This window comes from Hymenobacter sp. M1-2, assembly GCF_057808495.1.
The window spans coordinates 79,453-105,309 of record NZ_JBTYZO010000022.1 but is presented as its reverse complement, the minus strand read 5'-3'; the positions used below and the strand labels follow the sequence as shown (position 1 = coordinate 105,309).

The window sequence follows — 25,857 nt, the reverse complement described above, 5'->3', positions numbered from 1 at the left end:
TCTTCGTTCACGCTATCGACCGATTCGGGCTATAGCCTGCAACTTGGGTGAGCTAGTCGACTAGCAGCGACCGGACGGATAAGCCTCTATAGAAACAAAGCACCTTCGCAACAGATTTGTTGGCTAACTTGCCCAGCTGGCGCTTTTGCCTTGCGATGTGTTGATGAGGTCCTTCCTACCACGATTATTTTTTCTGCTTTTTGGCTACTATTTATTAGTCGCTTGCTCTCCCTCCACCAACTCCGTAGATGCGGTACGCATCCGGTGGAGCAGCGCCCCGAATACGCTCGACCCGCTGCAAGTTAATAAGCCACAGGAGCTAGAAGTCATTAACCTGTTGCACTGTAGCCTGCTCATTGGCGAGCCACGCCGGCAGCAGATCATGCCCTGGCTGGCACAGGCTTTACCTACTGTTAGCCAGCGAGGAGCTCTTACACTGCTCACTTACCAGCTTCGACCCGAAGCTACCTGGGACAACGGCCAACCGGTGTTAGCTCGCGACGTTGCTTTTACGCTCCGGGTATTGAACTGCCCCGGCTTGCCCACAGAGTTTGCCCGCGCTTTATACGGTTTTGTTCTCGATATCGAGCTAGATCCAGCCAACCCTCGGCGCTTCACCTTGGTTTGCGGCAGCTCATCAGCCGAAACTATCTTCGCTTCCGGTGATTACTCAATTTTGCCGGAGTACGCGCTTGACCCGAGCGGCACCTTACGCGCCGTTCCATTGAAGCTCTTACGCACAGATCCTACCGCCGCGCTACTTCGGTATCCGGCCCTCCGAGCTTTTGCTACCCATTATCGACAGGCGCGCCTAGAACGCCATCCTGAACGGCTGCCTGGCTGCGGGCCTTACCAAGTGGCCGCCTGGGAAAGCAACCGCTATTTAACCTTAGAGCGCAAACCCAGATGGTGGGCCGACCGTCTGCGGCATCCTCCAGCGTGGCTTCAGGCTCACGCATCCCGACTAAATTATCAGGTTATTCCTGACAACACCACGGCTTTGCTGGCTTTACGGCGGGGAAACCTGGACATATACCCAATGCCTTCAGCGCGCGACTTCAACCGGTTGCGACAGTCGGCTGATACGAGTCAGCTGGCGTTTTATACTGCGGACTCCTACGAAATGACTACGGCTGGGTTCAACACCCAGAGTGTGCTACTGCATGACCAGCGCACCCGCCAAGCGCTCCGCCTTTTATTTGATGTGCCAAGTCTAATCCAGGCTACGCACGCTGGTTTAGCCTACCCAAGCGTAGGTGTGATTTCGCCACAGGCCACTCCAGCATACAACGATAGCTTAGCTATTTCTCCTTTTTCGCCGCGGAGAGCCGTGCAACTTCTTCAAGAAGCAGGATGGCAGAAGCAAAAGGATGATAAGTGGTGGCGTGAGCAAACTGGTCCTTTAGCTTTGAGCATTAGCTACAGAGCAGAAATTCCTGAGCACGAAACGGTAGCGCTACAATTTCGGGCTGCTGCCGCATCAATAGGCATACCCGTGCGGCTTCGTCCTATGGAAGCAAGTTTATTGCAACAACAATTGTCTGCCGGCAACATAGACATGTATATCCTAACTACCACGGGTAATCCTTTTGGCTATAATTTTACCCCAATGTTGCACTCGCAGGGTATCGGCCTTTACAACTATACTCGCTTCAATTCCCCTGCCGCTGACCGCATGATAGAAGCTATTGCGGACGAGCAAAATCCGCAACAACAAGTTCTTCTACTGCGGCGCTTTCAACGGTTTTTGCAGAGAGAGTCTCCGTTAGTAGTACTTTACTTTACCCGTAATCGCCTGATAGCGTCGCGGCGGCTACGCTCAGTCCGGGCTATCAGTATCCGGCCGGGTTACGACGTGTTGAGCCTGCAACTGCCTGCTACGCGCCCTTAAAACGTACATGATGTGGCGCTTTTCCACCCGGTTAGGGCAAATGCTGCTTATCACTTGGGGCATTATAACCTCGCTGTTTCTGCTGACTCGCACTTTGCCTAACGAGCAAGAACTACTGGCTCGTTTTACCAGCAACGTGGGTGGTGCATCTGCTTCCACCCAGCAAGTAGTGGAGGCTCAGCAGCAAGCGCGTCATCGGCTAGGGCTTGATACACCACTATTCTATTTTTCAAAAAGGCTCAATTCTTCCCAGGAACACTGGCTAGCATTTCGCTGGCACTGGAATGGGACTAGTAATCAATACCACCAGTGGCTTGCCGGTTTAGCGCAAGGAGAGTTCGGTAGTTCCTTCCAAACTGCTGAACCCGTAGGTCAGCTCTTACTGCAAGCACTTGGCTCCACGGTGCCATTGACGTTGTTAGCCGCAATTTTGCTTGTTGGTCTTGCAGGTCCGGTAGGGATATGGCTAGCCACTCATCCTAACAACCAATTTAGCTTGCTAGTACTTTTTTTGGTAGACACGCTTCCGCTATTCGTAGTAGCGTTACTCCTGTTGCTACTATTGGCCAATCCAGATTTTCTGCCGCTTTTTCCAGCCTACGGATTAGGTGCAGAAGTTGGAAATAGTAGCTTTGCCGAATCTGTGCTGCGCTATCTGAGCTACCTAGTTTTGCCCGTAACAAGCTTAGTTCTGACTAGCGTTGCGGAGCCTGCTGTGCAGCTTGCCTCATCTCTACGGCACGAAATGGACCAAGAGTACATTCTCGCTGCACGGGCCAAAGGTTTATCGGTGAAGCAGGCTACGCAGCGACACGCTCTACGCAATGCTATTTTGCCTAGTATCGCACTATTTGCTGATCTTTTTCCCAATCTATTGGCGGGTTCCGTGGTGGTAGAGTTGGTTTTTGCCTTGCCTGGTATGGGGCGCCTCCTAGCAGAAGCCGCCGCTGCCCGAGACTACCCACTGCTACTTGGTGGGGCCCTAGTAGTAGCGCTGATCCGGCAGTTGTCCTTGTGGGTGGCTGGCGGACTGTATCGATGGGCCGATCCGCGCATCAGAACTGTTGTGCATGGGTAAGGCTAATGCCCAAGTTGCCGTTGCCTGGGGACAATGGGTCAGTCTTCTTTGGCTGCTTGGGCTAGTCGGTGTCGCGCTGCTGGCAGATATATTACCTCTTACTAAGTTTCCAGACTTGCTTAGTAGTGATGCCCCTCCTCTTACACCAGGCCATTTCCTTGGCACTGATCCGCAAGGACAAGATGTGTTGAGCAGTCTACTATATGGTGCGCGCACTGCCCTACTTATAAGTCTGCCGACAGCTCTTCTGGCAACGGCGCTGGGTACAGGATTGGGCGTCGTGGCCGGATACTGGGGTAACACTGGGCTCCGATTTTCGCTAGCGTGGGGGCTGGCAGTTGGGGGCGCAGGAATAGCATACAGTTTAATAGAAGCCCCGATAGGCAGCCCAATCGCCGGTTGGTGGCCAATCATTCTGAGTGGCATTGGCGCGCTAGCCGGGGCTGTTCTGATGCAGTTTCGGTGGCTACGACAATCCGTCGCATTACCCGTGGATACGTTGGTTTCCATAGCCATTACCTTGCTGGCTGCATTGCCGCGCCTGTTACTGGTGGTAGTGGTGGCAGCCTCAACGGAACCTCAAGTAGGCAATTTGGTGGGGCTGCTCACGCTCACTTTCTGGCCATCATCGGCCCAATTGGTGCGGGCTGAGGTGCTGCGAGTGCGGCAGCTTCCGTATTTGGAAGCTGCCCGTAGTTTGGGGTTACCCACCAGCAATATCCTCTTCCGCCATGTACTTCCCAACAGTTGGCGTGTGGTGCGCGCTTCCTTGCCCATGAGCCTGGCAGTGCTCATTAGCTTGGAAACTACACTGTCTTTCCTCGGGGTGGGACTACCTCCGGAAGTGCCTAGTTGGGGTCGACTGCTGGCTGCTAGCCGACTGTCTCCTTCCTCATGGTGGCTTATTGTTTTCCCAGCTGCGGCCCTTCTGCTAACAGCATTGTCTCTGCGCCAGCTTCTGCCGACAGCAGGTACAAAACGGCAGTGATGGCTGTATTTCTATGTCACAAATACTCACTGTTTAGTCTTTATTTGCTGGATAAACGCGAACAAATCTACTGCCCCAAGTATACCAAAAATGCCTTTACGTAAGCTACAGAAGTAAATTCAAGCTATATCAAAGCTGAGGCAGAGAGTTAATCGGCATACGCAGTCAGTAAATCGCGCGTCACAATTCGGCTTGAACTGTCCTTTACAGCGCTTATACTTCAGCCTAATTTTGGTACATGCTTAGGGTCGAATAAGAACACCTCAGCATGTTTCTTCACCTTCGCTCTGGCTTGTTATGGCCTCACTACTACTCAAACGCCGGCAGGGGCACGCATTGCGTCACTTGCTTTTCGAAATGGCAACTTGCAAGCGCCTAACCGCTCTGCTTCCCAGCTTTCATACGATTGACGGAGAAGTAGTGCCGTACAGCGCAGCCGAGCAAGCACTTCGCTCTGGTGCCGCGGTTCTGGTCGGAGGCATCCTGGTGGGAAACGTTTCACTCAGCATTGAAATTGACTAAAAATAACTAAAGGGTAAAAGGATATTTATTTTTTTATCGTGGCCGACTCTGCAAAGGGAGCACGTCGGTTAGTGAATAATTGTTGCAATAGGTGTGTGAAAACCCCGCTGGCTTTGCTTGCGGGGTTTTTGCGTGTATGGCTATACAGGGCTAAAATCGACAAAAATGCTGAGGAAGCTACGGAAGCCTTGTTTGCTGCGCCAACAACGCAATGCCTTCCGCAAAGGTGTGAGGCTGATAGTCCAGCTCCCGCCGGGCTTTATCAATGATAAATCCGGTGCGAAGCGGGCGTCTAGCCGGTTGGGAAAACGTACTACTATCGACTCTGGTGATGAGCGAGGTATCGAGTTGAAAGTAGTTGGCGACCCGCAGAGCCATGTGGTAGGGCGTCAGCAGTTCGCTGCTACTGATGTGGTAGATGCCAGTGGCATTGCGTTGCGCCACCAGCCAACAACCGAGCGCCAAATCTTCCGCTAAGGTTGGGGTCCGCCACTGGTCGCTCACTACGTTAATTGGCTTGTCTGCTCGTAAGGAATCACGCACCCACAGCACAATATTGGTGCGCCCATAATCGTGGGCGGTGCCGTACACTAGCACCGTGCGCACGATGGCCCACGGAGCACGACTGGCTTGCACGCGCTGTTCGGCGGCCGCCTTACTCGTACCATAGAAATTGACGGGGTTTGGCATTGCCTCCTCCGCCAGTGGCCCTTCATCCCCGCTGAACACGAAATCGGTGCTCAGATGGATGAGATGCACGCCGTAAGCCTCACAAGCGGCTACCACATTTTCCACGGCCGTCACATTCTGGAGCCAGCAAGCCGTTTGGTTCAACTCACATTCATCCACGTTGGTCATGGCGGCGGTGTGAATTATATGCGTTGGACTCTCTTGCCTTAGCACTTCATCTACCTGAGCCGGGTTAGTTACATCCAGCGGCACAAAGCGCACATCGGGGTACAAGTCGGCCAGCTTGTTAGCTCCTTTCGACGTCGCAATAATGGTAACCTCCGGCTGTTTTCGCAGCAGCGCTACCAGCTTCTGTCCCAGCAGTCCGTTGGAACCTGTGATGAGAATGCGCATACGGTACAGCTGAAAAATAGCACGTCAGATAAGGTAACCTATGGGGCGAGTAGTTTTCCGGCTCAGTAAGAATAGCCGTACAGCTCCGTTATTTTTTTCTTTTTCAGCTTCTCCACCTTCACCGTCATCTTGATGTCGGTTGTGGGCCGGTCGCGTTGGTCTTTGGGTTGCGCCGCAATCTTATCTATCACATCTAGTCCGCTCACCACTTGGCCAAACACGGTATACTGGCCATCGAGGTGGGGGACGCCTTGGTGGTTTTGCACGAGGTAAAACTGCGAGGGACTGCTGGCACGTTGCGGATTGACAAAATCGCCTTGACGAGCGGCCGCGACGGCGCCGTACTTATGCTTGAGTTCGGGGCGAATCTCAGCCGGAACGGTTTGCTCGCTGGGCTGGCCCATACCATCATTAGCCGGGTCGTTATCCTTGGAGTTAGGATCGCCGCCTTGCACCATAAAATCCTGAATGACGCGGTGGAAGGTGGTACCATTGTAAACGCCACTTTCAGCTAGTTTGAGGAAGTTGGCTTTGTGCTGGGGAGTGGCGTCGAACAGGATCAGCTTGATATCGCCAAGCGACGTGCTGATAGTTACCAGTTGATCTTTCTTACTGATTTTAGGGCCTTTAGCGGCGAACAGAGAGGGCGTGGTGAGCAGCCATAAGACACTCAGCAGCGCCACGGCGCGAGATACAAAACGCATAGAAACGAAAAGCACGTGAAGGTTTGCGGCTCGAAATTACACGGTTTCATGGGGCACAGCCAAGAATTTGCTGTTGAGGCCGGGAGTTGATTTCCACAGAGGGTGCTGATGAAGGCGCCGACGATGCTGAATCCTGTGCTTACCGGAGGCGCGAATATTTTTTCGCTGCACTGCTGGCCTTATGGTCTATCGGGGCCGTATGCGGGAGCCAACTCGACGTTTGATTTTGTATGAACGACTCTATACTCCCGGCCAATGCGCCTGCTCCCCACTGGTTTCCCAAATTTTTGCTGGCGGTGTACCTACTAGAATTCGTGGCGCTGGGCATCAGCCCAGCCGAGCGCAGTACCTGGTGGGCCGAAAACGTGCCTATCTTCTTAATTGTGGTGGCGCTAGTGTGGCTTTATGTGCGCGGCGTCCGGTTTTCCAATCTAGCTTATGCCTTGATGAGCGTGCTGCTTTTCATGCATACTGTGGGTGGCCACTACACTTTCGAGAAGGTGCCATTTGATTGGTTTAACAACCTTTTCGGCTTCAAGCGCAACATGTACGACCGGGTAGCGCACTTTTCGGTGGGCTTCTATGCCTACGCCATCATCGAACTGACGGACCGCTACGGCACTATTCGCAGCCGCCTCATCAGCTACTTATTTCCCCTGTGCCTTATCGGCACCGTAGCTATGACTTATGAGTTGATTGAGTGGATATACGCCGAGTTGGCCGGTGGCGAAGCCGGCGCTGCCTTCCTCGGAAGCCAAGGCGATATCTGGGACGCGCAGAAAGATATGCTGGCCGATACCAGCGGTGCCATATTCGCGCTCCTGTTGTACGCTTTGTTTAGGCGACAAACACGGCCAGCCTAATCCGCAGCTTCGGCTTGCTCCGACGTATTTATGAAGGCTGGCTTTGCAAAGCGTAGATGTGACGTCCACCTGAGCAGGGCATTCCGGCGAAGACTGTACTACACGGCTCTTGCCTGCCGAATGTCATCCAAAATATCTTGTCCGCCGCGAGCCAGCACGTTTTCGGCCACGCGCACGCCTAATTCTACTGCTTGGCTTGCAGCCGCTTCCTGTATCTCTTCGATAAGCTGAGCGCCATCGAGGCTGATGAGGCCGCCATGCAGACGGACCGTACCAGCGGCATCTAGCGTAGCCAGCGCGAAGGACGGAATGCTACAGCCGCCTTCCATAGTGCGCAAGAAAGCCCGCTCGGCGGTGAGGCATACGTGCGTAGCGGGGTGGTCGAGAATGCGCTGCAGCTCGGCTTTGAGTGTGGGTTCCAACGCGCGCGCGCATTCGATGGCCACGCTGCCCTGGCCGGTGGCCGGCACAAATTGCGTTTCGGGCAGCACGTGACGAATCAGGCCGTCGTATTCCATTCTATGCACGCCGGCGTAGGCCAAGACCAAGGCGTCGTATTGGCCCTCTTCGAGCTTGCGCAGGCGGGTTTGGAGGTTGCCGCGGGCTTCGGCGGTCGTAATATTCGGCAGGAAACGCTTGAGCATGGCTTTGCGGCGCGTGCTGCTGGTGCCCAGCACGAGGCCCGGCTGGTGCAGGTCCAGATCGGTCTGGAAGCTTACTACCACATCGTTTACTTGCTCCCGCTCCATGAAAGCCAGCAGCTCCAAATCGTTGGGAATGGCGCTTTGCACGTCTTTAGCGCTGTGCACCGCGATATCAATATGATTCGTGCGCAAGGCAACTTCCAACTCTTCCGTGAAGACGCCTTTGGCCCCGATTTTATCTAGGGAACGGTCTAGTACTACATCACCGGTGGTAGTGATGATGACAATTTCAGTGGCTAAGCCGGCCTGTTCCAGACAAGCGGCTACGTGGTTGGCCTGCCACAGCGCGAGCTTACTACCGCGAGTGCCGATGCGAATGGTTTTCACCTGCGAATTCACAGTTAAAAATTAAAAATTGGGCCTCTTCAATGCAGGACCTACCTTGTAGCCGAGCTTGGCTCTTGCCTTGGCAGTGGGGCCTTACGATTTCGTCGGACGGCTAATTGCTACCCTGGTTTTACGACTCCAAAGATACGGCCGCCGCTCCTGACGCGCGCAGCCGTGCTTGTTGTACTACCTGGCTATAGACCTTTTAGCAGGAACTATAGTTTTTTAGCAAAGTGTACTTTGTGGCCTTAAAACCCTAGGAAGCCACTTTTAACAATTCCGCTACGCGCAGAGAAGCATCCACGAAGACCATCCGGGGGCTGGCATTTCGTTCGATATGATAGTGAGTCTCGTTTAACTCACGGGTAATAGGGTCGGCGTTGCGGGGCGTTATGAAGCGGCTGAATCCCTGCACGAATTGCTGCTCGGCCGCGGGCAGGTGCGGTACCAGCTTTGGGTCGAGGCCGAAGAGCAGCACCTTGCGCAGCAGTGTAAGCGCGTATTGCAGAAACTCCTTTTGGTTTTCACGGCCCAGCTTCTGAAACTCGTCGCTTCTTTCCAGGATGTCAATCACCTTGTTGCTGAAGCAGACGCGCATCCACTTCGCAAATAGCTCGAAGTAGTCGTGGTCGGTGGAAGCAGCGGTTTGGGCGGCGAGGGCCGTGCCGGGGTTACCTTCAGCCAATTGGGCCAACTGGCGGGCTTTGGCTTCGGGTACGTGGTGTTCGTCTCGCAGCCAGATGCTCAACTCTTCTTCTGGCAGTGGGCGCACCACCACTGGTTGTACCCGGCTGATAATGGTGGGCAGCAGTTGCTCGGGGGCGTAGCTCACCAGCAGAAACACGGTAGCGGGTGGCGGCTCTTCCAGCAGCTTCAGCACGGCATTGGCTGCGGCTGGGTGCATCAACTCGGGCAACCAAATAACGACCAGCTTGAATTGCGCCTCGAAGGCCTTCAACGATATCAGCTTGAGCAGTTGCAGACTTTCTTCCTTGGAAATGCTGCCTTGCTTGTTTTCGGCCCCGATGTGCTGCATCCAGTCGTTGAAGCCTTGATACGGATTAGCAAGCACGAAACTGCGCCACTCCGCCGCGAACTTGCTGCTGACAGCGTCTTTGGGCACGGCCTTGGTCGTGGTGACGGGCAGGATGAAGTTGAGGTCGGGATGGATGAGCTTGTCGATCTTTTGGCAGCTTGGGCACTGCCCGCAGGAATCGTTGGCTTCGGGGGTACGGGTTTCGCAGTTCAGGAACGTGGCATAAGCCAACGCCAATGCCAGCGCCGCCGACCCTTCGGCGCCACGAAACAACTGGGCGTGCGCCACGTGATTGCGGCGCACTGACTGCAGCAGAAGCTGCTTGACCTGCTGCTGACCAGGAATTTCAGAAAAACGCATACCCTGAGTGAAAAATATTCGTCTGGCGTCGGCCTAGCGGTACTATTAAGCGAAACTACGTTTTGAGTGCCGCTAGCCACCGCTGAGTTGGCTCGTTTGATCTTTTTGGCTGCGCGGTTCTAAGTGGTACATCATGCCGATGCCAGTCTGAAGACTGGCTCTGGCTCGGTAGCCTACGGTCTCGGTATTTTGCACCTAAGACTGTGGCCAGCGGCACTAATGCCGTTTTCCTCTACAACTCTACTCCATTTTCCGGCGCGGCTGGGGCTACGCGCTCCCATACCCGATCCTTCACGGTTTGCCCGTACACATCGCGCATGATGTCCTGTTCCACTTCGTCGAACTCCAATTGGCGGCGGGCCATAACGCGCTCGGCGACTTCCGCCATTTTGGGGAGCTTGAACGTCTCGAAGCCAGCAGCCCCACCCCAGCTGAAGCTTGGGATGAAAGTGCGCGGGAAACCGGCCCCAAAGATGTTGGCGCCCACACCCACCACGGTGCCGGTATTGAACATCGTATTGATTCCGCACTTGCTATGGTCGCCCATCATCAGGCCGCAGAAAGTTTGGCCGGTATTCACGAACCGGCCCGCCGAGTGGCTCCAGATTTTGACCGGCGCGTAGTTGTTCTTCAAGTTCGACGTGTTGGTGTCGGCGCCGAGGTTGCACCACTCCCCTATCACGGAGTTGCCCACATACCCATCGTGGCCTTTGTTGCTGAAACCGAAGAAAATGCTGTTACTGACTTCACCGCCCACTTTGCAATATGGGCCCACGGTATTGTCGCCGCGCATTTTAGCACCGGGGTTGATGTGGGCGCTTTCCCCCAGCGCAAAGGGGCCGCTGATGATGGCGCCTTCTTGTATTTGGGAGTTACGGCCTAAGTAAATAGGTCCGTTTTCGGCGTTCAGAATGGCGGCCCTAATCTTCACGCCGGGCTCGATGAAGATGTTTTCCGGTGCATAGACAATAGTATGCGCGTCACCGACGGGTGCCGACTGCCGGCCTTTTGTGAGCAGGTCGAAGTCGCGGCGGATTTCGGCGCCGTTGCGCAGAAACAGGTGCCACAGTTCCCGAATAACGGTGACTGGCTCTACTACGTCGCGGGTTTTCTGGAATCCATCCTGAATCAGTTCCGCTACTTGCGAAGCATCCGTAAGATGGGCGGCTACCAGTACCTGGTCGCAGAAAAGAGCCTCGCCGGTCTCCAGCGCCTGCACCTGCTGCACCAGTACATCGTCGGGGCACACGGCACCGTTGATGACCAGGGCCGGACCTTGAGTGGCGCCGGCTGGGTATTTGGCTTGCAAGTACGACTCGGTGAGGTAGCCAACCGGCTGTGCCAGCCGTAGCTCCCATTTCTCAGCAATAGTGAGAATGCCGCACCGCAGCGCCGCCACGGGGCGCGTGAACGTCAACGGTAGCAAGTGCGGCCGGATGGCGGGGTCGTCGAAGAGCAGAACGTGCATGAAGGGCGAAGTATCTGGTTGCTGAGTAGCGGAGCTGGTAAACAATCCGGCGCGAATTGGGTGCAAAGAAAAACTCCCGCCAGCCAAAGCCAGCGGGAGTTTTAGAAAACTTTGAGTGGTTGCGCTAGAAACCAGCGCCCCGCAACAGAAAGTTATTTTTTCTTGTAGCGGTTCATGAACTTCTCTACGCGGCCAGCCGTGTCGAGCAGGACGTTTTTACCGGTGTAGAAAGGGTGCGACTCCGAGCTAACCTCCACCTTGATGACGGGGTAGGTCTTGCCATCTTCCATCGTGATGGTATCGTTGGAGTTCATCGTCGAGCGGGTTACGAATTTGAACCCGCTGGAAGTGTCCTGGAATACCACTTCGCGATATTCGGGGTGAATGTCTTTTTTCATGGTCGGAATACCGTTTGTACCTGGTTGCCTGCCGATTTTGCGGAAGGGACTGCAAAAGTACACGTTACAGTCAACTTTCAAAAGTCTCGCTGGCTCTTTTCTCAATTTCCGCCCGCAGCCTGCCCACGCTACCAGAATTTACTTATTTTTGAGCCGGTCCCTTTATTGCCTATGCTTCTATCCTCGCCTCTGTTACGCAAGATCATGCTCCTCTTCATGCTGGTGCTGCTGTGTACCACGCTGGTTATGGGAGCCAACAGCACCTTGTTTCAGGCCATCTTCGATGGCACTGCCGTGCGCGTGACGTGGGAAGTGAGCAACGAAAGCGGAGTGCAAGCCTACGACCTCTACCGCAAAAACACCACCGACCAAGCTTTCGAGCGCCTTACTACCATTCCTCATACCAGCCAAAGCCGCTATCAATATCAGGATACTGATGTGTTCCGCGGTGGAAAAATCGGCGGCCCTTTCACGTACCGGCTCACCGTCCGGACGGCTGCGGGTGACCAAAACTACCTCAGCACCCTCAACCAAATGCCCAGTGCCGTACAACGCTCTTGGGGCAGCATCAAGTCGATGTTTCGGTAGTTGAGGTAATAGGTAATATGAGTGAAGAGGTGACAAGTAACACGTGACAGTTCAGGAGAGAAGCTGATTATTTTCTTTGTGCCGGCCTAGCCGGTTTTTTTGTGTCGTCTCCATAGCCTGTCACCTCAACTCACCTAATCACCCCAAACATGCGCCTTTGCTTTGCTTCCAACAATGCTCATAAGCTCGATGAAATCCGGCCGTTGCTGCCCGCGGGCACCGAATTGCTGAGTCTTGCCGACATTGGCTGCCACGAAGAATTGCCCGAAACTCAGGAAACACTGGAAGGCAATGCCCGGCAGAAAGCCGAGTATGTGTGGGAGCATTACGGCGTGCCCTGCTTCGCCGACGATACGGGCCTCGAAGTAAAGGCGCTGAATGGTGCTCCTGGCGTGTATTCGGCGCGCTATGCCGGCCCCCAGCGCCGGGCCGCCGACAACGTGCAGAAGCTGCTCAACGAGTTGCGGGGCCACGCCGACCGTTCGGCCCAATTCCGGACGGTAGTGGCCCTGATAACACCGGCCGGAGTGGTACACGAGTTTGCGGGCATGGTCGATGGAACAATCACGGAAACACCGAGCGGCACCGGCGGCTTCGGCTACGACCCGGTTTTCCGGCCGGTGGAAGGTGATGGGCGCACTTTCGCGGAAATGAGCACCGCCGAGAAAAACCAGATTAGCCACCGGGCGCGAGCTGTAACTGGACTGGTGGCCTTTTTGAACCAGAAACTGGCTTAATATCTTGATCTGGCTACGTTTCTGCGGGGCAGGCTAACAGTAGCCTTGGGTTAGGATTCAGGAAATTTCTCTGGTTAAGTGTTTACCAGGCGAAGACTTCAAACCCCTAATTGCTTACTTTTGCAGGGTTGGCCCTGCCGGTACGGGCCGTTTTCCCACACCATGCAACATTCTTTCATCGTCGGCATCACGGGCGGCAGTGCCTCCGGCAAGACCACGTTTCTGCGCCGGCTGCTGGCTTCGTTTTCCGAAGAAGAAATTTGCCTCATCTCGCAGGACAACTACTACCACCCGCGCGAAAGTCAGTCGGTAGATGCGCAAGGCGTTACCAACTTCGACCTGCCTTCCAGTATCGACTCCGCTGCTTATGCGGCGGATGTGTTGCGTATTAGCCAAGGGCTGGAAGTTCGGCGGCCGGAGTACACGTTCAACAACCCTGGTGTCGCACCGCGCGAATTGGTTTTTAAACCCGCCCCTATTGTGGTAGTAGAAGGCATTTTCGTGTTCTACTTCGAGGAAGTAGCCAAGCTGCTCGACCTGAAAGTGTACATCGATGCGCGGGAGCACGTGAAGGTGTTGCGCCGCATTGTGCGGGACCGGGATGAGCGGGGCTATGACTTAGAAGACGTGCTCTACCGCTACACCAACCACGTGGCGCCAACCTACGAGAAATACATCAAGCCGTTCAAGCACGACGCCGACCTTATTATTCCCAACAACAATCATTTTGACAAGGGGCTGGACGTGCTGGTTTCGTTCTTGAAAGGCAAGGTAGCCGCCAACAACCAAGTGCGCTAAACCACGCCCGCTACGGACCCAGCGAGGAATTTGAGCTATCGGTCATCACGGCTCATCGTACTTTTTTTACCCTGTATAATAATGAGCCTTGCTGGACGGTAAGGCTCTTTTTTCTTGCCTTGGTTGTCGGGATTTTAGCTGATGAACTACGCAGTCGTTGCCTTGCGCGGCCGGTTTGGTTATATTTGTAGCCTTAAGTTCGCCATGCTCCTGTCTATCACCAGCTTCTTACCCCGCGTGCGTTTCGCGCTGCTCACGGCCACTGTGCTGTTTGTGTTGTCGCTGAACCACCAGGTCGTAACCACCTTTCGGGTACCGGCCGGCAAGACTACGCGGGTAGGCTTGCCGCCTCGCGTGGCGGTAGTGAAGCAGCGCGTGACGCTGGAAGCAACGGGCCCGTTGGTGCTTCACATAGCACCCGCCTTAGAAGCGTGGCTGCCTTGGCCCACACCACAAAGCTGGCTGCCTTCATTGCGCCGCGCCCTTGCGGCACCGCGCCAGCTAGCTGGTATTCAGCCAGCCGCTGTGTTCCGCGCCCGGCTGTTGATTGTAGCGTTGTCGCCGCAGGCTCCCTAGAAGAAATGAAGGACGAGGAATGAGGAATGAAGATTTGCTGTCCATCGGCAAACCGTCATTCCTCATTCCTCACTTGCTTTAAGTTCCTCATGCTTCACTCCTCATTCTTCATTTCTTCTAATGCGTAATAAAGGAATCATCATTGGGCTGACCGTCATTGTGTCGGCTTTGTGTATCTACTTTCTCACCTTCACGTTCATTTCGCGGCGGGTGCAGAACGATGCCGTGGTATACGCCACCAAAAACGGCCAGATAAACCAGAGACTGCGCCAGCACTACCTCGACTCAGTGTGGCGGGCTCCCGTTACGAACGTGTTGGGCGTCGATTACACTTACCGCGACGTACGCTCTTCCGAACTGGGCCTTGGCCTCGACTTGAAAGGCGGCATGCACGTGACGCTGGAGGTATCGCCGGTGGAGATTGTGCGCGCCATGAGCGGCAACTCCAAAGACCCAAAGTTCAACCGGGCGCTAACTCAGGCTCAGGAAGCGCAGAAGGCAAATCCTTCGACACCGTTTACTACGCTCTTTGCGCAGGCGTACCAAACGGCGGCCCCTGGTGAAAACCTGGCTCGCATTTTCGCCAACACCACCAACAAGAGCCGCGGCATCGACATCAACTCGACCAACGAGAAGGTGATTGGCGCCATCAACAAGGAAGTGGAAGAAGCCATTGACCGCTCTTTCAACATCCTCCGTACCCGTATCGACAAGTTCGGTACCAGCCAGCCCAGCATTCAGCGCGTGAAAGGCACGGGTCGGATTCAGGTGGAGCTACCTGGCGTCGACAACCCCGACCGGGTACGCAAGCTGCTGCAAGGCCAAGCCAAACTGGAGTTCTGGGAAGTATGGCGCCAAGATGAGTTTGGCCCTTACCTCCAACAGTTGGACCAAGCCTTAATAGCAAAGGAAAAGACCCTGGCCGCCGCCAAAACGCCGGCTACTGCTGCTACCGCTACGGCCGCCGATTCTTCGGCCACCAAAGGCGATTCGTCTTCGCTGGCTAGCCAATTGGCCAAGAAAAACGCCACGGCCGCGACCAAAACCGACTCGGCTAAAACGCAGCAGGGCTCCGTGTTAGGTCGCCTCATCACGATGCCGATTCCCGGTCAGCTGGGGGTTAATGTGCGTGACACTGCTCGCATGAACGCCATTCTGCGTTCCGACGAGGCTCGTGCTATTCTGCCGCCCAACCTCACCATGCTTTGGAACGTGAAGCCCGAGACCATCGAGGGCCAGGACTACCTCAAGCTGGTTGCCGTTCGTAAGGCCCCCGGCGCGGATGCTCCACTAGGCGGCGAAGTAGTAGCCGATGCCCGCCAGGACTATGACCAGGGCGGCCGCCCCGAAGTGAGCATGGCCATGAACCCCTCGGGTGCCAAGAAATGGCAGAAACTTACTGGTGCCAACATTGGCCGCCAGGTAGGCATCGTGCTCGACGATTACGTGTACTCGGACCCAGTGGTGCAGTCGGAAATTGCCGGCGGCAACACCAGCATTTCGGGTAGCTTCTCTATTGAGGAAGCCCAAGACCTAGCCAACGTTCTGAAAGCGGGCAAGTTGCCTGCTCCTACGCGTATTGTGGAAGAAGCCGTAGTTGGCCCGTCGCTGGGCCAGGAGGCTATCAACCAGGGCTTGTACTCTTCGTTGGCTGGTCTGCTCATCATCATGGCCTTCATGGCGCTGTACTATGGCCGGGCTGGTTTGGTGGCCGATGCCGCACTGCTGTTCAACGGCTTCCTGATTCTGGGCGTACTCGCGCAGTTTGCCTTCGCCCTCACGCTGCCTGGTATTGCTGGTTTGATTCTGGTATTTGCTTCGTCGGTTGACGCCAACGTGTTGATTTTCGAGCGAATCCGGGAAGAGTTGGACCACGGCCTGACGCTGCACGACGCCATCAACAAGGGCTACTCGCGCGCTTTCTCGGCCATCTTCGACTCCAACGTTACCACGCTCATCATTGCCCTTATTCTGTTCATCTTCGGAACGGGCCCAGTGCAGAACTTCGCCGTAACGCTGCTCATTGGTATTTTCACCTCGTTCCTGTCGGCGGTATTTATTTCGCGCCTCATCATTGAGTGGCTCGTAAAAGGCAAAGAAACGAGCCGCATCACGTTCTCGACCTTCCTCTCGCGCAAGCTGTTCAAGAACTTGAACTTCGATATCGTGGGCAAGCGCAAAATGGCGTACGCCTTCTCCGCCATCGTTATCGTGACCGGCTTCGTGCTGATGGCGGTACAAGGCGGCCCCAACCTGGGGGTTGACTTCCGCGGCGGCCGGGCCTACATCGTGGACTTCAACAAGAGCATGGACGCTTCGAAGGTGCACGATGTACTGGTAGCCGGCAATTTCCAAGGTGCCGGTACCGAAGTGAAAACCTTCGGCTCGGCGAACCGTCTGCGCATCACGACCGGCTACCTGGCCGACGACGAATCGGTAACGGCTGACAATAAAGTGCGGGCTGCGCTGGACAAGGGCTTGCAGCAGTTCGCGGCCGACGCCCCGGAAGTGAAGTCGACCTCGAAAGTAGGTGCCACCATCGCCGACGACATCAAGCGGACTTCGGTGTTGAGCCTGGGCCTCACGCTGCTCGGTATCTTCATCTACGTATTGTTCCGCTTCGAAAAGTGGCAGTACTCGATGGCGGCCGTAATTGCGCTGTTTCACGATGCGCTGCTGGTAATTGCTTGCTACCCGATTGCGCGTCTGTTCGGCCTCAACTACGAGATGGACCAGATTTTCGTGGCGGCCGTGCTTACGGTTATCGGCTTCTCGATGAACGATACGGTAGTTATCTATGACCGTATTCGGGAGTATCTGCGTGAGAACAAGCATCTCACATTTGCGCAGGTAGTGAACCCGGCGCTCAATTCCACCTTCTCGCGCACGATGATTACGTTCACCACGGTATTTTTGGTGGTGCTCGTGCTCTACATCTTCGGCGGCGAAACGCTCCGCTCGTTCTCGTTTGCCATGCTCGTGGGTATCATCTTCGGTACGTACTCGTCGCTGTTCATCGCCACGCCCATTATCCTCGACACCTACGGCCGCAAAGAGGCCCGGGAGCGGGGCACGGATATGTCGACGAGCATCACCGATGGCACGGACGCGCCGAAGCTATCGACTGCTCAAGTATAATTACTGGACGGATCCGGTTTTGCTGGAAACAGCGAATCCGGCCTCTTTCTTTGTCTACAAAAAGCCTGGCCGAGTGGTCAGGCTTTTTTTGTCTTATTTTTCGAAAGCCCAAGCAACCTTTCTCGGAAGCCCGCCGAGTGGGCTCTTGTACTTCACCAACTGCCGTGGCCCGCCCCGACCTCGACTCTGCGCAACTTCTGAACCTGCTGGCGGGCTGCCAGCGGCAGGAGCGCGGCTGCCAGCGGCAGTTCTACATGCACTACTACAGCTACGCCCTGAGCGTGTGCCTGCGCTACCTGCACGACCGGGATGTGGCCCTGGAAGCCGTAAACGACGGTTTCATGAAGATCTTCCAGGAATTGCCCCGCTTCGATGCCACCCGCTTCCCCGATGTGCCCGGCTCCTTGCGCGGCTGGATGCGGCGCATTCTGGTGCGCACGGCCATCGACCAATTTCGGGCCAACTCCCGCCACGCCTTCCAGACCGATTTGGATACGGTAGCGCCTTTTTACGCCGATGAAAGCCACACCCCGCTGGATGCACTTTCCTTTGAAGAGTTGCTGAAGGTAGTAGGGCAATTGACGCCGGCTTATCGCGCGGTGTTCAACATGTTTGTTATTGATGGCTATAGCCACGAAGAAATAGCCGGTCAGTTGGGTATTTCGGTGGGCGCCTCTAAATCTAATCTCTCTAAGGCCCGCGCCCATCTGCGCACCTTGCTTAAAAAAAGTAACCACCATGCGTACGCCACCCATGTCGGATGAAGAGCTGGACGATGTAGTCCGGCGCAGCGCCGAGGTGTACCCCGACGAGGTACCGCTGGGGTCCTGGCTGCGCATGGAAGACAAACTCAACGAGGCAGCCATGCAGCAAGAAGTGCGGCAGCGCGTGAACCGGCGGGTAGGCCGGCTCTTCGCGCTGGAAGTACTGCTAGTGGCTCTAGTGCTGCTATGGTGGCAGGGTAGTAAGCTACTGCCTAAGGATGCACAGCCGGTTATCAGCGCTACTTCAGCCTCGGCAGCCGTAACCGTCCCGGCAACTGCTCAGGCTTCCACTAAAACTGAACACCAGTTGCGGCAGGAGCTAGCACCAACCACTCCGCGGCTTGCTCCGCAGGCTCCTGCTGCACTTACACAGGGTTCTGCTGCTCCCGCTCAAGTTGCTGACGAAGACTTGAAGAACGAAGCGGCTACTTACCGAGGCACTCCCACCCGCACTCGGCCCTTCTTGGTACCGGCTGCGCCGGAACGCCGTTCCGTAAACACCTTGCGCAGCGTGGGCTCCAGCTCGTCGGCAACTCCTGAGCAACAGGGTTCGGAGTCGGCCCCCTTTACCCGTCAGCAAGAACACCCCACGCAAACAACCGTGGCAGTTGCGCCCTCTGCTACTGAAAATTCGCTGACTTCTCCAACCAAAAAAGGTGTAACGGCTGAGCAGGTATTGTCCGAGGGAGCAGGAGCTTCGCCAGCCCCAAATGCCAGTCCATCTCTAGCCGCTAAGGCCGCTGATTCTTTGGCTAAGGCAACAATTTCCGTGGCGGCTCCCATTCTTCCTACTCCTGCGGACTCTGTGGCCCCAAAAGCCAAGCGGGCACGGCCGGCGTACCGGCTGGCGGTGGGTGTAATGGGCGCGCCGGAGCTGGCAGCGGTGCACACCCAAGAGCTAACGCGCCCTGGCAGCACAGTGGGCGCCGTGGTTGAATACCGCTTTACGCCGCGGCTGCGGGTGCGCAGTGGCGTGTTCCGGAGCGTGAAACTCTACTCCGCCCGCGGTACCGACTACAAACCACCAGCCGACTATTGGACCTGGCGCGTGCCCGTAGACCGAATAGATGCCGACTGCCGCATCCTGGAAATTCCGATTGATCTGCGCTACGATGTGGTGCAGCGGCCCACGTATTCGCTGTTTGCCAGCGCGGGCCTCACTTCATTGCTCATGCGCAACGAAGAATACACCTACGGCTACGAGCGAAACGGCCAGTACGTGAAATACACCTGGGACTACGCCCGTGGCAGCAACCACTTATTCAGTGTGCTCAACTTATCGGTTGGCTACGAGCGAGTATTGAATGGGCGGTGGTCGGCCCAGGCCGAGCCGTTTGTGAAGCTTCCGCTAGGTGGCGTGGGCTTTGGCAAGATTCATTTGCGGAGCGCTGGCGTTTCGTTCGGCGTGAAGTATGGCCTGCTGCGGGCTCTTCCGGCGCCCGTGATGCCTTAAAATTTCTTTTTCCTGTTGCGCTTGGCAATCGGCAAGCGACTACTTGACCCTGTCCTGAAGTGGCGGTGATGAGCAAGCACGTGCCTATTCCGGCCGGAAGGTTACGGCATCTTGTCTCGCTTTCCTCACCCCAAATTTTCTCCTACCATGCCTATATCTTCCGTTTCCTTCCGCTGGCTCCACAGTAGCACCACCGTGCTGGCCTGCTTGCTTGGCACATTACTGCTCATTGGTGGCTGCAACAAGAACGACGACGACACGTCACCTGCGCCAGAACCAACCGTCAAGCTCTCTACCTCTCCCACTCTCGGCAGCTACCTCACCGACAAGGATAACAACACGCTGTATTATTTCGCTCGGAACCTGAGCGGGCAGAATGCCTGCACGGGTGGCTGCGCCAACGTTTGGCCGGTATTCTACACCAGCGAAATGGTGCTAGGCACAGGCCTGAATGCCGCCGACTTCACGACCAAGAATACGCCCGACGGCCGGCCCCAGACGCTCTACAAAGGCTGGCCATTATACTACTACGCCCCCGGCGCTAATGGGCAGAATGTGCGTGAGCAACCTGGCGAAACCCGCGGCAACGGCGTCGGCAACGTGTGGTTTGTGCTCAAGCCCGACTATTCGGTGCTAGTAGGCAACACGAACGTCACGCACAAAACCACAAACCAAAGCGGCGCCAAGACTTTCCTGGTAGATGCCCAGGGCCGCGCACTCTACACCTTCGCCCCCGACCGGAGCAGCCCCGGCACGCAGGCCACCAATTGCGCCGGCAACTGCATTGGCGCGTGGCCGGTGTACTTTGAGGCCGGCCGCAGCTTGCCTTCCAGCCTCAACGCCAACGATTTCGGGGTGCTTACCCGCAACGATGGCCCCAATGGCACGACGCGCCAGCAAACCACTTACAAAGGCGTACCCCTCTATTACTTCGCCAACGACAACGCTACCCGTGCTAAAGTGGAGGGCGAAGGAGTAGGTAGTGTATGGTCGGTGGCTACGCCGTAACTTGGGCAACTTTACGTTTCATTCTCAGCCTCTTCCGCTAGCTGCTATGCGTTTCTCTCTTGCTCTTTTGCTCGGTTCTGGACTACTCCTTACGGCCTGTTCCTACGACAACAAAGAAGATTTAATCAAACCCAAAGATGACCTAAACCCACCCCCGGTCTGCGACTCGACGGCTGGCACTTACGCAAATACTATTGCACCGATATTACAGCAGCGGTGCGTGAGTTGCCACAACAATACCCAACTCGGAAACTTCAGCCTCCAAACCCACGCCCAAGCCCAGGGTGCGGCACGGAGCGGACGATTAGTTGGCGCGGTGAGCCACGCGGCCGGTTACCAAGCCATGCCCCCAGCAGGTCCCAAGCTCTCCGATTGTGAAATTCAATACATTAAGCGCTGGGTAGATGCCGGAGCCCCCAACAATTAAGCAGCTGCTATGAAGCTCTCTCTTTTTTACCTGCGCAGTGGCGGCTTGGTCTTGCTGCTTGCCTTCAGCATTTACTTCCAAGCTAAGGCCCAGGGCCGATTCATGACCCGCGAAGGCGTAGTTACGTTCTCGGCATCGAGCCCGCTGGAAGACATTGAGGCTCGCTCGCAGCAAACGGCCGCCGTGCTCGACTTAGCTACCCAGCAACTGGCCTTTACCGTGCCGGTGAAGTCGTTTCAGTTTAAGCGCACCCTCATGCAGGAGCACTTCAACGAGAACTATATGGAGTCGGAGCGCTACCCCAAGGCCACGTTTACGGGCAAGCTGGCAGCCGTTGACCTGACTGCCTTGCGCAATGGCGGCTCCCAGAAAGTAACAGCTGAGGGCGACCTGACCATGCACGGCGTCACGAAGCGGGTGCAGGTGCCCGGCACATTGGAGTTGCGCGACGGCCGGCTGCTGGTGAGTGCTGACTTCGACGTGACGCCCGGCGACTACGAAATTGAAATTCCGCTGCTGGTGCGTAACCATATTGCCAAGATCGTGCATGTGCACGTGGCCCTGAATTGCGAGGCAGCGGGCTTACAGGCCGCTACTCGCCCCTAATTCCGTCCAGGCTTCCTTTCTATTTGTGCTTATGCTGAAGTTTTCCTCTTTCTCGCCCCGTTTCCTGGCTGGCTTGGGCTGCGCGCTACTTTTAACAGCCAGAGTGCAGGCTCAAGACACGCCGTCCACTCCTACTCTGCCCACCACTCCTACCACTTCTCCTGCTCCCGCAGCCACTCCAGCCACCGATTTGCTGGGCGAATTAGAGCAGCAAAGCACTGATACGCCGAGCCAGGATATCGTGCAGGCCACGTTCAAGGGCACGCGCATCATCAACGGGCAATCCGTGGAGACGCCGGGTGAGGGTACGTTGATTTTTCTGATTTCGCACCGGTTTGGCAAGCTTAACAGCGGCGCCTACAACTTTTTTGGTCTCGACGATGCTACTATCCGGCTCGGGTTTGAATACGGCTTCAACGATCGGCTGACGGTGGGCGTCGGACGCAGTTCTTTGGAAAAAACCTACGATGGGTTTCTGAAATACCGCGCTCTGCGCCAAACTTCCGGCGCCCGCACCATGCCAGTGAGCGTAACGCTTTTCGCCAGTTCGGCCATTAACACTTCCCGCTATTTCGATAAGGTAGATTATAAGCTGCCGCGTCGTCTCGCCTACACTTACCAAGCACTAATTGCCCGCAAGTTTAGCCCGAATCTGTCGGTGCAGGTTAGCCCCACGGTAGTACACCGCAACCTTGTAGACACGCGCCGGATGAACAACGACGTGTACGCGTTGGGCTTTGCTGGCCGCCAGAAACTGAGCAAACGCACGGCCCTAATGCTGGAATACTACTACCGCCTGCCCACTTCCGAAGACCCTGGCACCCGCAACGCCATTGCGGCCGGCTTCGACATCGAAACCGGGGGCCACGTGTTTCAGCTCCACCTTACCAATGCGGCGGGCATGATAGAAAAGCAATTCGTGACCCAAACCAATGGCGACGTCTTCGACGGCGACATTTACTTCGGCTTCAATGTGGCCCGCAATTTCACGGTGAAGCCCCGCAAGTAACTGAATATGAGTTGCAGCTTTGATTGCTGACCCTCCTCTCCAGAGTATATAAAAAGCCCCGAACCGTGCGGTTCGGGGCTTTTCTGTGGTAAAGTCTGTTTGAGAAGGGGCTTAGGAGCAGCCTCTCGTCCAGGCTCTAACTTCTCAGCTCTAATATCTTAGAAAGAAGCCGTGACGCCTTCGGCTACCACTTCTTTCACTTCGGGCACCATGCGCTTGAGCAGGTTTTCGATGCCGGACTTCAGCGTAACGGTGGCCGAGGGGCAGCCGGAGCACGAGCCCTGTAGGTTCACGGTCACGATGCCTTCGTGGTAGCTCTTGAAGGTGATGTTGCCACCGTCCTGCTCCACGGCGGGGCGGACGTAGTTATCGAGCAGGTCGATGATTTTCTGGCTGGTTTGCTGGTCGGCTTCCGAGGCGTCGCCGGTGGCGGCGGCTTGCTGGGAGGCGCGCTGCTCAGCGGCGGGGTCGACCGTGAAAATGGGGCCACCCGCTTCAATATACGACTTGAGGAAGGTGCGCAGCTCGGGAATGAGCTGGGCCCACTGGTGCTCGGTGGTTTTGGTGATGGTCACGAAGTTCTGGGCGATGAAGACGCGGCCCACGTAATCGAAGTTGAATAGCTCCTGAGCCAGCGGCGAGTTGGCGGCGGCTTCCAGGTTGGGATAATCCACGCTCACACCGTCAGCCAGCAGCTGGGAGTTGAGCACGAACTTCATGGATTCGGGGTTGGGCGAGGCTTCGGCGTAGATGGAAACCGGCGCCGTGGGGGCAGTGAGTTGTTCAGCCATGTTTGAAAGACTTGGAGACAAGCGGGAGAAAGTCAGGTGGTTTTGTACCAACCGACACGTAAAACCACAGACCGTGGCAATAGTTGCAAAGGTAGGCAATGTAGGCCGGCAATATAGCGGCTTGGTAAGATGGCCCGCCACTTTCAAGGAGTTTGCCAGACCAACATTCTCCGGCCTGAGTTGGTGCGCGAATACCGCTCGGCGAAGGAAACTACCCATTTATACGGGACTATACCAGCCGGGTAGGCACAAGGCAAATAGGCGAGCAAAAGGGGCTCAACAGTAGCAAAAACTAACTTTTCGGCGAGACATTCAGGCGCGGGGACCGTATTTCTTCCGTATGCTTCGCCGTTTACTCGCTGCCTTATTTCGCCCCGTAGACATTGCCTGGCTGGTGTACTTCCGGCTGGGAGCCGGCGTGTTGCTGGCCCTCGAACACGCTGGCGGGCTAGTGCTGGGCCGCGTCCGCAACTACACCGAGCCGCAGTTTCACTTTCGCTACCTGGGCTGGGAGTGGCTGCCGCACCCGCCGCCGGCCGGCATTTACGGTCTGTACGCGCTGGTGGTAGTGGCCGGGCTGGCCGTGGCGGCGGGCTGGCACTACCGTCTCGTGGCGACCCTGCTTAACCTGGGCTACGTGGCGCTGTTGCTGCTCGAAGAAACCGAGTATATCAATCATTTCTACCTCTACGCCTTGGTAGCAGCCGTACTGGCCTGCCTGCCCGCCCACCGCGCCGCCTCTGCCGATGCGCGCGCCGGACGGGTGCCGCCCGCCGCCACCGTACCGGCCTGGACGCGGCTGGTGCTGCTGTTTCAAGTGGGCCTGGTGTACGTGTTTGCGGCCCTCGCCAAGCTCAACCCCGACTGGCTGGCCGCCCGCCCACTCGGCGTGTGGCTGGCGGCCAAAGCCCACTACCCCGTGCTAGGTCCGCTACTGGCGCACCCGGCGGCGGCTCGGTTGCTGAGCTACGGCGGCATCGTGTTCGATGCGCTGGTGGTGCCGCTGCTGCTGTGGCGCCGCAGCCGGCCGTGGGCTTTCGGGGCGGCGGCGCTGTTTCATCTCACCAACGTGGTAGTGTTTGGGCTGGGCACGTTTCCGTGGTTTGCGCTGCTGCTCACCAGCCTGTTTTTTGCCCCCGACTTCCCGCGTCGGCTGCCGGGCTTCCTTGGACGCTGGTTCCGGGCTAGGCTGCCGCTACTGAAGCAGACTTACTGCCGGTTACCAACATTATGCCCTGCGGTGTGTGCAGTATTCTGCATGGCCCTTGCCTGCCGCAGCCACTGCGCTGGAACAACGTGCATCCGTCGTTGATAGCCGGGCCACTAGATGCTCATCCGTTACTCGAAAACAGCACCTTACAGTGCATGACTGGCGGCACCATCCGCATCCTGTTCGCAGCGGAAGCCGCGGCCGTAGCCAACGACCTTAATAACGCCGCCATTGCGAAGCAGCGCGCCAAGGAAGCTAAAGAGGCCGCCGATGGCTTATTCTGGGGTGGCGTAGCGGCGGCAGGCGTTGCCGCGCTGGTGGTAGGCGTGGCGGCGGTAGTACTTACCGGAGGCGCGGCCTTGCCGCTGGTGGCCGCCGCAGCCGCGGTGGCTGTTGAAGGGGCCGCTGTAGGAGCCCTGGTAGGAATGGCCGTGGGCGCTACGGCTGGCGCCGTGGAGGGCTATGGACACGGCGGCTGGGAAGGAGCAAAACAGGGCGCACAACAAGGCGCGGTTCAGGGCTTGCTCATGGGCGCGGCAGCGGGTGCCGTATCGGCGATTGGCCTGGGCGCGGCGCTTTTACCCTCTGTAGCAGCTTTTGGCTGGGGCGTGGCTAACGACGCAGCAGCCATGTACTACCAACCTAATCTTGAAAACGGCCTTGTACTAGCCGGCGACGTTGTTATTCTCATTGGCGGGCGCACGGCGCACGAATTGGCTAAGGGTCGGGCAGTAGTTGAGGAGGTACCTGGTGAAGCACCATTAGAAAAGGCGCCGCTGGAAGAGATACCACCAGAAGAAGTACCGCTTGAGGAAGCACCGCTTGAAGAGGTGCCGGAGGAAGCACCGCTTGATGAGGTGCCGTTGGAAGAGGTGCCGCTAGAAGAGGTGCGCGATGCTACAGAAGCAGAAGCAGAACAAATTGATATTATACGTAAGAAACACGATGTTTCGAAGAAAAAAAACGTAGCTTATGCTGAAGGTGAAATAGATGGAAAACCATATCGCAAAGAAGCCTACAGTGGTACAAACTTAAAACCAGGCACTTCGGAAATTAAACCAATTGATAAACACATATTGAAGACACAACCTACAAGTGCTGACCTTAGACGAGGTGTCGACGATCCTAATACTAGAGCGTATGATTCTGAAGTAAAAATATTAGAAGAGACTTTGGACGAAACTGCCGACAATCCGAATGTATCGGGGAGTATAAAGATAGTTTCAGAAAGACCTATATGTGAATCATGTCATGGTGGGATCGACCAATTTGAAAAGCTACGACCTAACATTAAAATAGAGCGCGTTCAACTGCCCAAAAAACCATAAAC

At 56.2% G+C, this 25,857-nt stretch carries 24 protein-coding genes; 17 read left to right on the top strand and 7 right to left on the bottom strand.

Going from position 1 to position 25,857, the window contains the following annotated elements; genetic code table 11:
- Nucleotides 1-163 precede the first annotated feature (163 nt).
- Genes ACYSMN_RS19765 through ACYSMN_RS19755 form a run of 3 tightly spaced genes read left to right on the top strand, consistent with a single transcriptional unit; the run spans nucleotide 164 to nucleotide 3,957 of the window.
- Nucleotides 164-1,891, top strand: coding sequence for an ABC transporter substrate-binding protein (locus tag ACYSMN_RS19765; protein ID WP_488925636.1), 1,728 nt, complete (start codon nucleotides 164-166; stop codon nucleotides 1,889-1,891).
- Between the two features lie 40 nt (nucleotides 1,892-1,931).
- Nucleotides 1,932-2,969 carry an ABC transporter permease gene (locus ACYSMN_RS19760; RefSeq protein WP_488925635.1) on the top strand — a complete coding sequence of 346 codons (1,038 nt, stop codon included), beginning with the start codon at nucleotides 1,932-1,934 and terminating at the stop codon, nucleotides 2,967-2,969.
- Nucleotides 2,962-3,957 carry an ABC transporter permease gene (locus ACYSMN_RS19755; RefSeq protein ID WP_488925634.1) on the top strand — a complete coding sequence of 332 codons (996 nt, stop codon included), beginning with the start codon at nucleotides 2,962-2,964 and terminating at the stop codon, nucleotides 3,955-3,957. The genes ACYSMN_RS19760 and ACYSMN_RS19755 overlap by 8 nt, the downstream gene beginning before the upstream one ends.
- A gap of 699 nt (nucleotides 3,958-4,656) precedes the next feature.
- On the opposite strand, the gene ACYSMN_RS19750 is transcribed toward ACYSMN_RS19755, so the two are convergent.
- Together ACYSMN_RS19750 and ACYSMN_RS19745 are read right to left on the bottom strand one after the other, a co-directional pair.
- A complete protein-coding gene (locus tag ACYSMN_RS19750; protein WP_488925633.1) occupies nucleotides 4,657-5,562 on the bottom strand; it encodes an SDR family oxidoreductase in 906 nt (301 codons plus the stop codon).
- Between the two features lie 62 nt (nucleotides 5,563-5,624).
- Complete coding sequence (locus ACYSMN_RS19745; RefSeq protein ID WP_488925632.1) at nucleotides 5,625-6,266, bottom strand: peptidylprolyl isomerase; 642 nt, start codon at nucleotides 6,264-6,266, stop codon at nucleotides 5,625-5,627.
- 230 nt (nucleotides 6,267-6,496) lie between these two features.
- On the opposite strand from ACYSMN_RS19745, the gene ACYSMN_RS19740 reads away from it, so the two are divergent.
- Nucleotides 6,497-7,129 (top strand): DUF2238 domain-containing protein, encoded by a 633-nt coding sequence (locus ACYSMN_RS19740; protein WP_488925631.1) that lies wholly within the window; start codon nucleotides 6,497-6,499, stop codon nucleotides 7,127-7,129.
- 98 nt (nucleotides 7,130-7,227) lie between these two features.
- Here ACYSMN_RS19740 and hemC read toward each other — a convergent pair whose 3' ends face one another.
- From hemC to ACYSMN_RS19720, 4 genes are all read right to left on the bottom strand, one after another.
- Nucleotides 7,228-8,160, bottom strand: coding sequence for a hydroxymethylbilane synthase (gene hemC / locus ACYSMN_RS19735; protein WP_488925630.1), 933 nt, complete (start codon nucleotides 8,158-8,160; stop codon nucleotides 7,228-7,230).
- Nucleotides 8,161-8,416: 256 nt separating this feature from the next.
- A complete protein-coding gene (locus ACYSMN_RS19730) occupies nucleotides 8,417-9,556 on the bottom strand; it encodes a DNA polymerase III subunit (protein WP_488925629.1) in 1,140 nt (379 codons plus the stop codon).
- A gap of 232 nt (nucleotides 9,557-9,788) precedes the next feature.
- Nucleotides 9,789-11,024 (bottom strand): GlmU family protein, encoded by a 1,236-nt coding sequence (locus ACYSMN_RS19725; RefSeq protein WP_488925628.1) that lies wholly within the window; start codon nucleotides 11,022-11,024, stop codon nucleotides 9,789-9,791.
- A 152-nt stretch (nucleotides 11,025-11,176) separates the two neighbouring features.
- The gene (locus ACYSMN_RS19720; RefSeq protein WP_488925627.1) at nucleotides 11,177-11,422 is read right to left on the bottom strand and encodes a type B 50S ribosomal protein L31; all 246 of its coding nucleotides are present in this window, start codon (nucleotides 11,420-11,422) and stop codon (nucleotides 11,177-11,179) included.
- 204 nt (nucleotides 11,423-11,626) lie between these two features.
- Between ACYSMN_RS19720 and ACYSMN_RS19715 the strand changes: the two genes are divergently transcribed.
- The 11 genes from ACYSMN_RS19715 to ACYSMN_RS19665 all read left to right on the top strand — a co-directional run bounded on the left by ACYSMN_RS19715 (nucleotide 11,627) and on the right by ACYSMN_RS19665 (nucleotide 22,526).
- On the top strand, nucleotides 11,627-12,010 hold the full coding sequence (locus tag ACYSMN_RS19715) for a hypothetical protein (protein WP_488925626.1): 384 nt from the start codon (nucleotides 11,627-11,629) through the stop codon (nucleotides 12,008-12,010).
- A 149-nt stretch (nucleotides 12,011-12,159) separates the two neighbouring features.
- A complete protein-coding gene (gene rdgB, locus ACYSMN_RS19710) occupies nucleotides 12,160-12,747 on the top strand; it encodes an RdgB/HAM1 family non-canonical purine NTP pyrophosphatase (RefSeq protein WP_488925625.1) in 588 nt (195 codons plus the stop codon).
- 162 nt (nucleotides 12,748-12,909) lie between these two features.
- Entirely contained in the window at nucleotides 12,910-13,545 is a 636-nt protein-coding gene (locus ACYSMN_RS19705) for a uridine kinase family protein (protein ID WP_488925624.1), read from the top strand.
- A 204-nt stretch (nucleotides 13,546-13,749) separates the two neighbouring features.
- Nucleotides 13,750-14,121 (top strand): hypothetical protein, encoded by a 372-nt coding sequence (locus ACYSMN_RS19700; protein ID WP_488925623.1) that lies wholly within the window; start codon nucleotides 13,750-13,752, stop codon nucleotides 14,119-14,121.
- A gap of 120 nt (nucleotides 14,122-14,241) precedes the next feature.
- Nucleotides 14,242-17,259: a protein translocase subunit SecDF gene (gene secDF, locus ACYSMN_RS19695; protein ID WP_488925622.1), complete on the top strand. Its 3,018-nt coding sequence runs from the start codon at nucleotides 14,242-14,244 to the stop codon at nucleotides 17,257-17,259.
- 164 nt (nucleotides 17,260-17,423) lie between these two features.
- Nucleotides 17,424-18,023 (top strand): RNA polymerase sigma factor, encoded by a 600-nt coding sequence (locus ACYSMN_RS19690; RefSeq protein WP_488925621.1) that lies wholly within the window; start codon nucleotides 17,424-17,426, stop codon nucleotides 18,021-18,023.
- A complete protein-coding gene (locus ACYSMN_RS19685) occupies nucleotides 17,998-19,476 on the top strand; it encodes a hypothetical protein (protein ID WP_488925620.1) in 1,479 nt (492 codons plus the stop codon). The genes ACYSMN_RS19690 and ACYSMN_RS19685 overlap by 26 nt, the downstream gene beginning before the upstream one ends.
- Before the next feature lie 147 nt (nucleotides 19,477-19,623).
- Nucleotides 19,624-20,484 (top strand): hypothetical protein, encoded by an 861-nt coding sequence (locus ACYSMN_RS19680; RefSeq protein ID WP_488925619.1) that lies wholly within the window; start codon nucleotides 19,624-19,626, stop codon nucleotides 20,482-20,484.
- Nucleotides 20,485-20,530: 46 nt separating this feature from the next.
- Entirely contained in the window at nucleotides 20,531-20,911 is a 381-nt protein-coding gene (locus ACYSMN_RS19675; protein WP_488925618.1) for a hypothetical protein, read from the top strand.
- A gap of 9 nt (nucleotides 20,912-20,920) precedes the next feature.
- Nucleotides 20,921-21,517: a YceI family protein gene (locus tag ACYSMN_RS19670; protein ID WP_488925617.1), complete on the top strand. Its 597-nt coding sequence runs from the start codon at nucleotides 20,921-20,923 to the stop codon at nucleotides 21,515-21,517.
- A 31-nt stretch (nucleotides 21,518-21,548) separates the two neighbouring features.
- Nucleotides 21,549-22,526 carry a DUF5777 family beta-barrel protein gene (locus tag ACYSMN_RS19665; protein ID WP_488925616.1) on the top strand — a complete coding sequence of 326 codons (978 nt, stop codon included), beginning with the start codon at nucleotides 21,549-21,551 and terminating at the stop codon, nucleotides 22,524-22,526.
- Nucleotides 22,527-22,684: 158 nt separating this feature from the next.
- On the opposite strand, the gene ACYSMN_RS19660 is transcribed toward ACYSMN_RS19665, so the two are convergent.
- Nucleotides 22,685-23,317: a NifU family protein gene (locus ACYSMN_RS19660; protein ID WP_488925615.1), complete on the bottom strand. Its 633-nt coding sequence runs from the start codon at nucleotides 23,315-23,317 to the stop codon at nucleotides 22,685-22,687.
- 340 nt (nucleotides 23,318-23,657) lie between these two features.
- On the opposite strand from ACYSMN_RS19660, the gene ACYSMN_RS19655 reads away from it, so the two are divergent.
- Nucleotides 23,658-24,629 carry an HTTM domain-containing protein gene (locus ACYSMN_RS19655; protein ID WP_488925614.1) on the top strand — a complete coding sequence of 324 codons (972 nt, stop codon included), beginning with the start codon at nucleotides 23,658-23,660 and terminating at the stop codon, nucleotides 24,627-24,629.
- On the top strand, nucleotides 24,548-25,855 hold the full coding sequence (locus ACYSMN_RS19650; RefSeq protein WP_488925613.1) for a deaminase domain-containing protein: 1,308 nt from the start codon (nucleotides 24,548-24,550) through the stop codon (nucleotides 25,853-25,855). Before ACYSMN_RS19655 ends, ACYSMN_RS19650 begins: the two co-directional genes overlap by 82 nt.
- Nucleotides 25,856-25,857 lie beyond the last annotated feature (2 nt).

Bases quoted from the DNA above. Each gene is read 5' to 3' on its own strand.
- ACYSMN_RS19765 (WP_488925636.1), top strand. From the start codon at position 164: ATGAGGTCCTTCCTACCACGATTATTTTTTCTGCTTTTTGGCTACTAT.
- ACYSMN_RS19760 (WP_488925635.1), top strand. From the start codon at position 1,932: ATGCTGCTTATCACTTGGGGCATTATAACCTCGCTGTTTCTGCTGACT.
- ACYSMN_RS19755 (WP_488925634.1), top strand. From the start codon at position 2,962: ATGGGTAAGGCTAATGCCCAAGTTGCCGTTGCCTGGGGACAATGGGTC.
- ACYSMN_RS19750 (WP_488925633.1), bottom strand. From the start codon at position 5,562: ATGCGCATTCTCATCACAGGTTCCAACGGACTGCTGGGACAGAAGCTG.
- ACYSMN_RS19745 (WP_488925632.1), bottom strand. From the start codon at position 6,266: ATGCGTTTTGTATCTCGCGCCGTGGCGCTGCTGAGTGTCTTATGGCTG.
- ACYSMN_RS19740 (WP_488925631.1), top strand. From the start codon at position 6,497: ATGAACGACTCTATACTCCCGGCCAATGCGCCTGCTCCCCACTGGTTT.
- ACYSMN_RS19730 (WP_488925629.1), bottom strand. From the start codon at position 9,556: ATGCGTTTTTCTGAAATTCCTGGTCAGCAGCAGGTCAAGCAGCTTCTG.
- ACYSMN_RS19725 (WP_488925628.1), bottom strand. From the start codon at position 11,024: ATGCACGTTCTGCTCTTCGACGACCCCGCCATCCGGCCGCACTTGCTA.
- ACYSMN_RS19720 (WP_488925627.1), bottom strand. From the start codon at position 11,422: ATGAAAAAAGACATTCACCCCGAATATCGCGAAGTGGTATTCCAGGAC.
- ACYSMN_RS19715 (WP_488925626.1), top strand. From the start codon at position 11,627: ATGCTCCTCTTCATGCTGGTGCTGCTGTGTACCACGCTGGTTATGGGA.
- rdgB (WP_488925625.1), top strand. From the start codon at position 12,160: ATGCGCCTTTGCTTTGCTTCCAACAATGCTCATAAGCTCGATGAAATC.
- ACYSMN_RS19705 (WP_488925624.1), top strand. From the start codon at position 12,910: ATGCAACATTCTTTCATCGTCGGCATCACGGGCGGCAGTGCCTCCGGC.
- ACYSMN_RS19700 (WP_488925623.1), top strand. From the start codon at position 13,750: ATGCTCCTGTCTATCACCAGCTTCTTACCCCGCGTGCGTTTCGCGCTG.
- secDF (WP_488925622.1), top strand. From the start codon at position 14,242: ATGCGTAATAAAGGAATCATCATTGGGCTGACCGTCATTGTGTCGGCT.
- ACYSMN_RS19685 (WP_488925620.1), top strand. From the start codon at position 17,998: ATGCGTACGCCACCCATGTCGGATGAAGAGCTGGACGATGTAGTCCGG.
- ACYSMN_RS19680 (WP_488925619.1), top strand. From the start codon at position 19,624: ATGCCTATATCTTCCGTTTCCTTCCGCTGGCTCCACAGTAGCACCACC.
- ACYSMN_RS19675 (WP_488925618.1), top strand. From the start codon at position 20,531: ATGCGTTTCTCTCTTGCTCTTTTGCTCGGTTCTGGACTACTCCTTACG.
- ACYSMN_RS19670 (WP_488925617.1), top strand. From the start codon at position 20,921: ATGAAGCTCTCTCTTTTTTACCTGCGCAGTGGCGGCTTGGTCTTGCTG.
- ACYSMN_RS19665 (WP_488925616.1), top strand. From the start codon at position 21,549: ATGCTGAAGTTTTCCTCTTTCTCGCCCCGTTTCCTGGCTGGCTTGGGC.
- ACYSMN_RS19660 (WP_488925615.1), bottom strand. From the start codon at position 23,317: ATGGCTGAACAACTCACTGCCCCCACGGCGCCGGTTTCCATCTACGCC.
- ACYSMN_RS19655 (WP_488925614.1), top strand. From the start codon at position 23,658: ATGCTTCGCCGTTTACTCGCTGCCTTATTTCGCCCCGTAGACATTGCC.
- ACYSMN_RS19650 (WP_488925613.1), top strand. From the start codon at position 24,548: ATGCCCTGCGGTGTGTGCAGTATTCTGCATGGCCCTTGCCTGCCGCAG.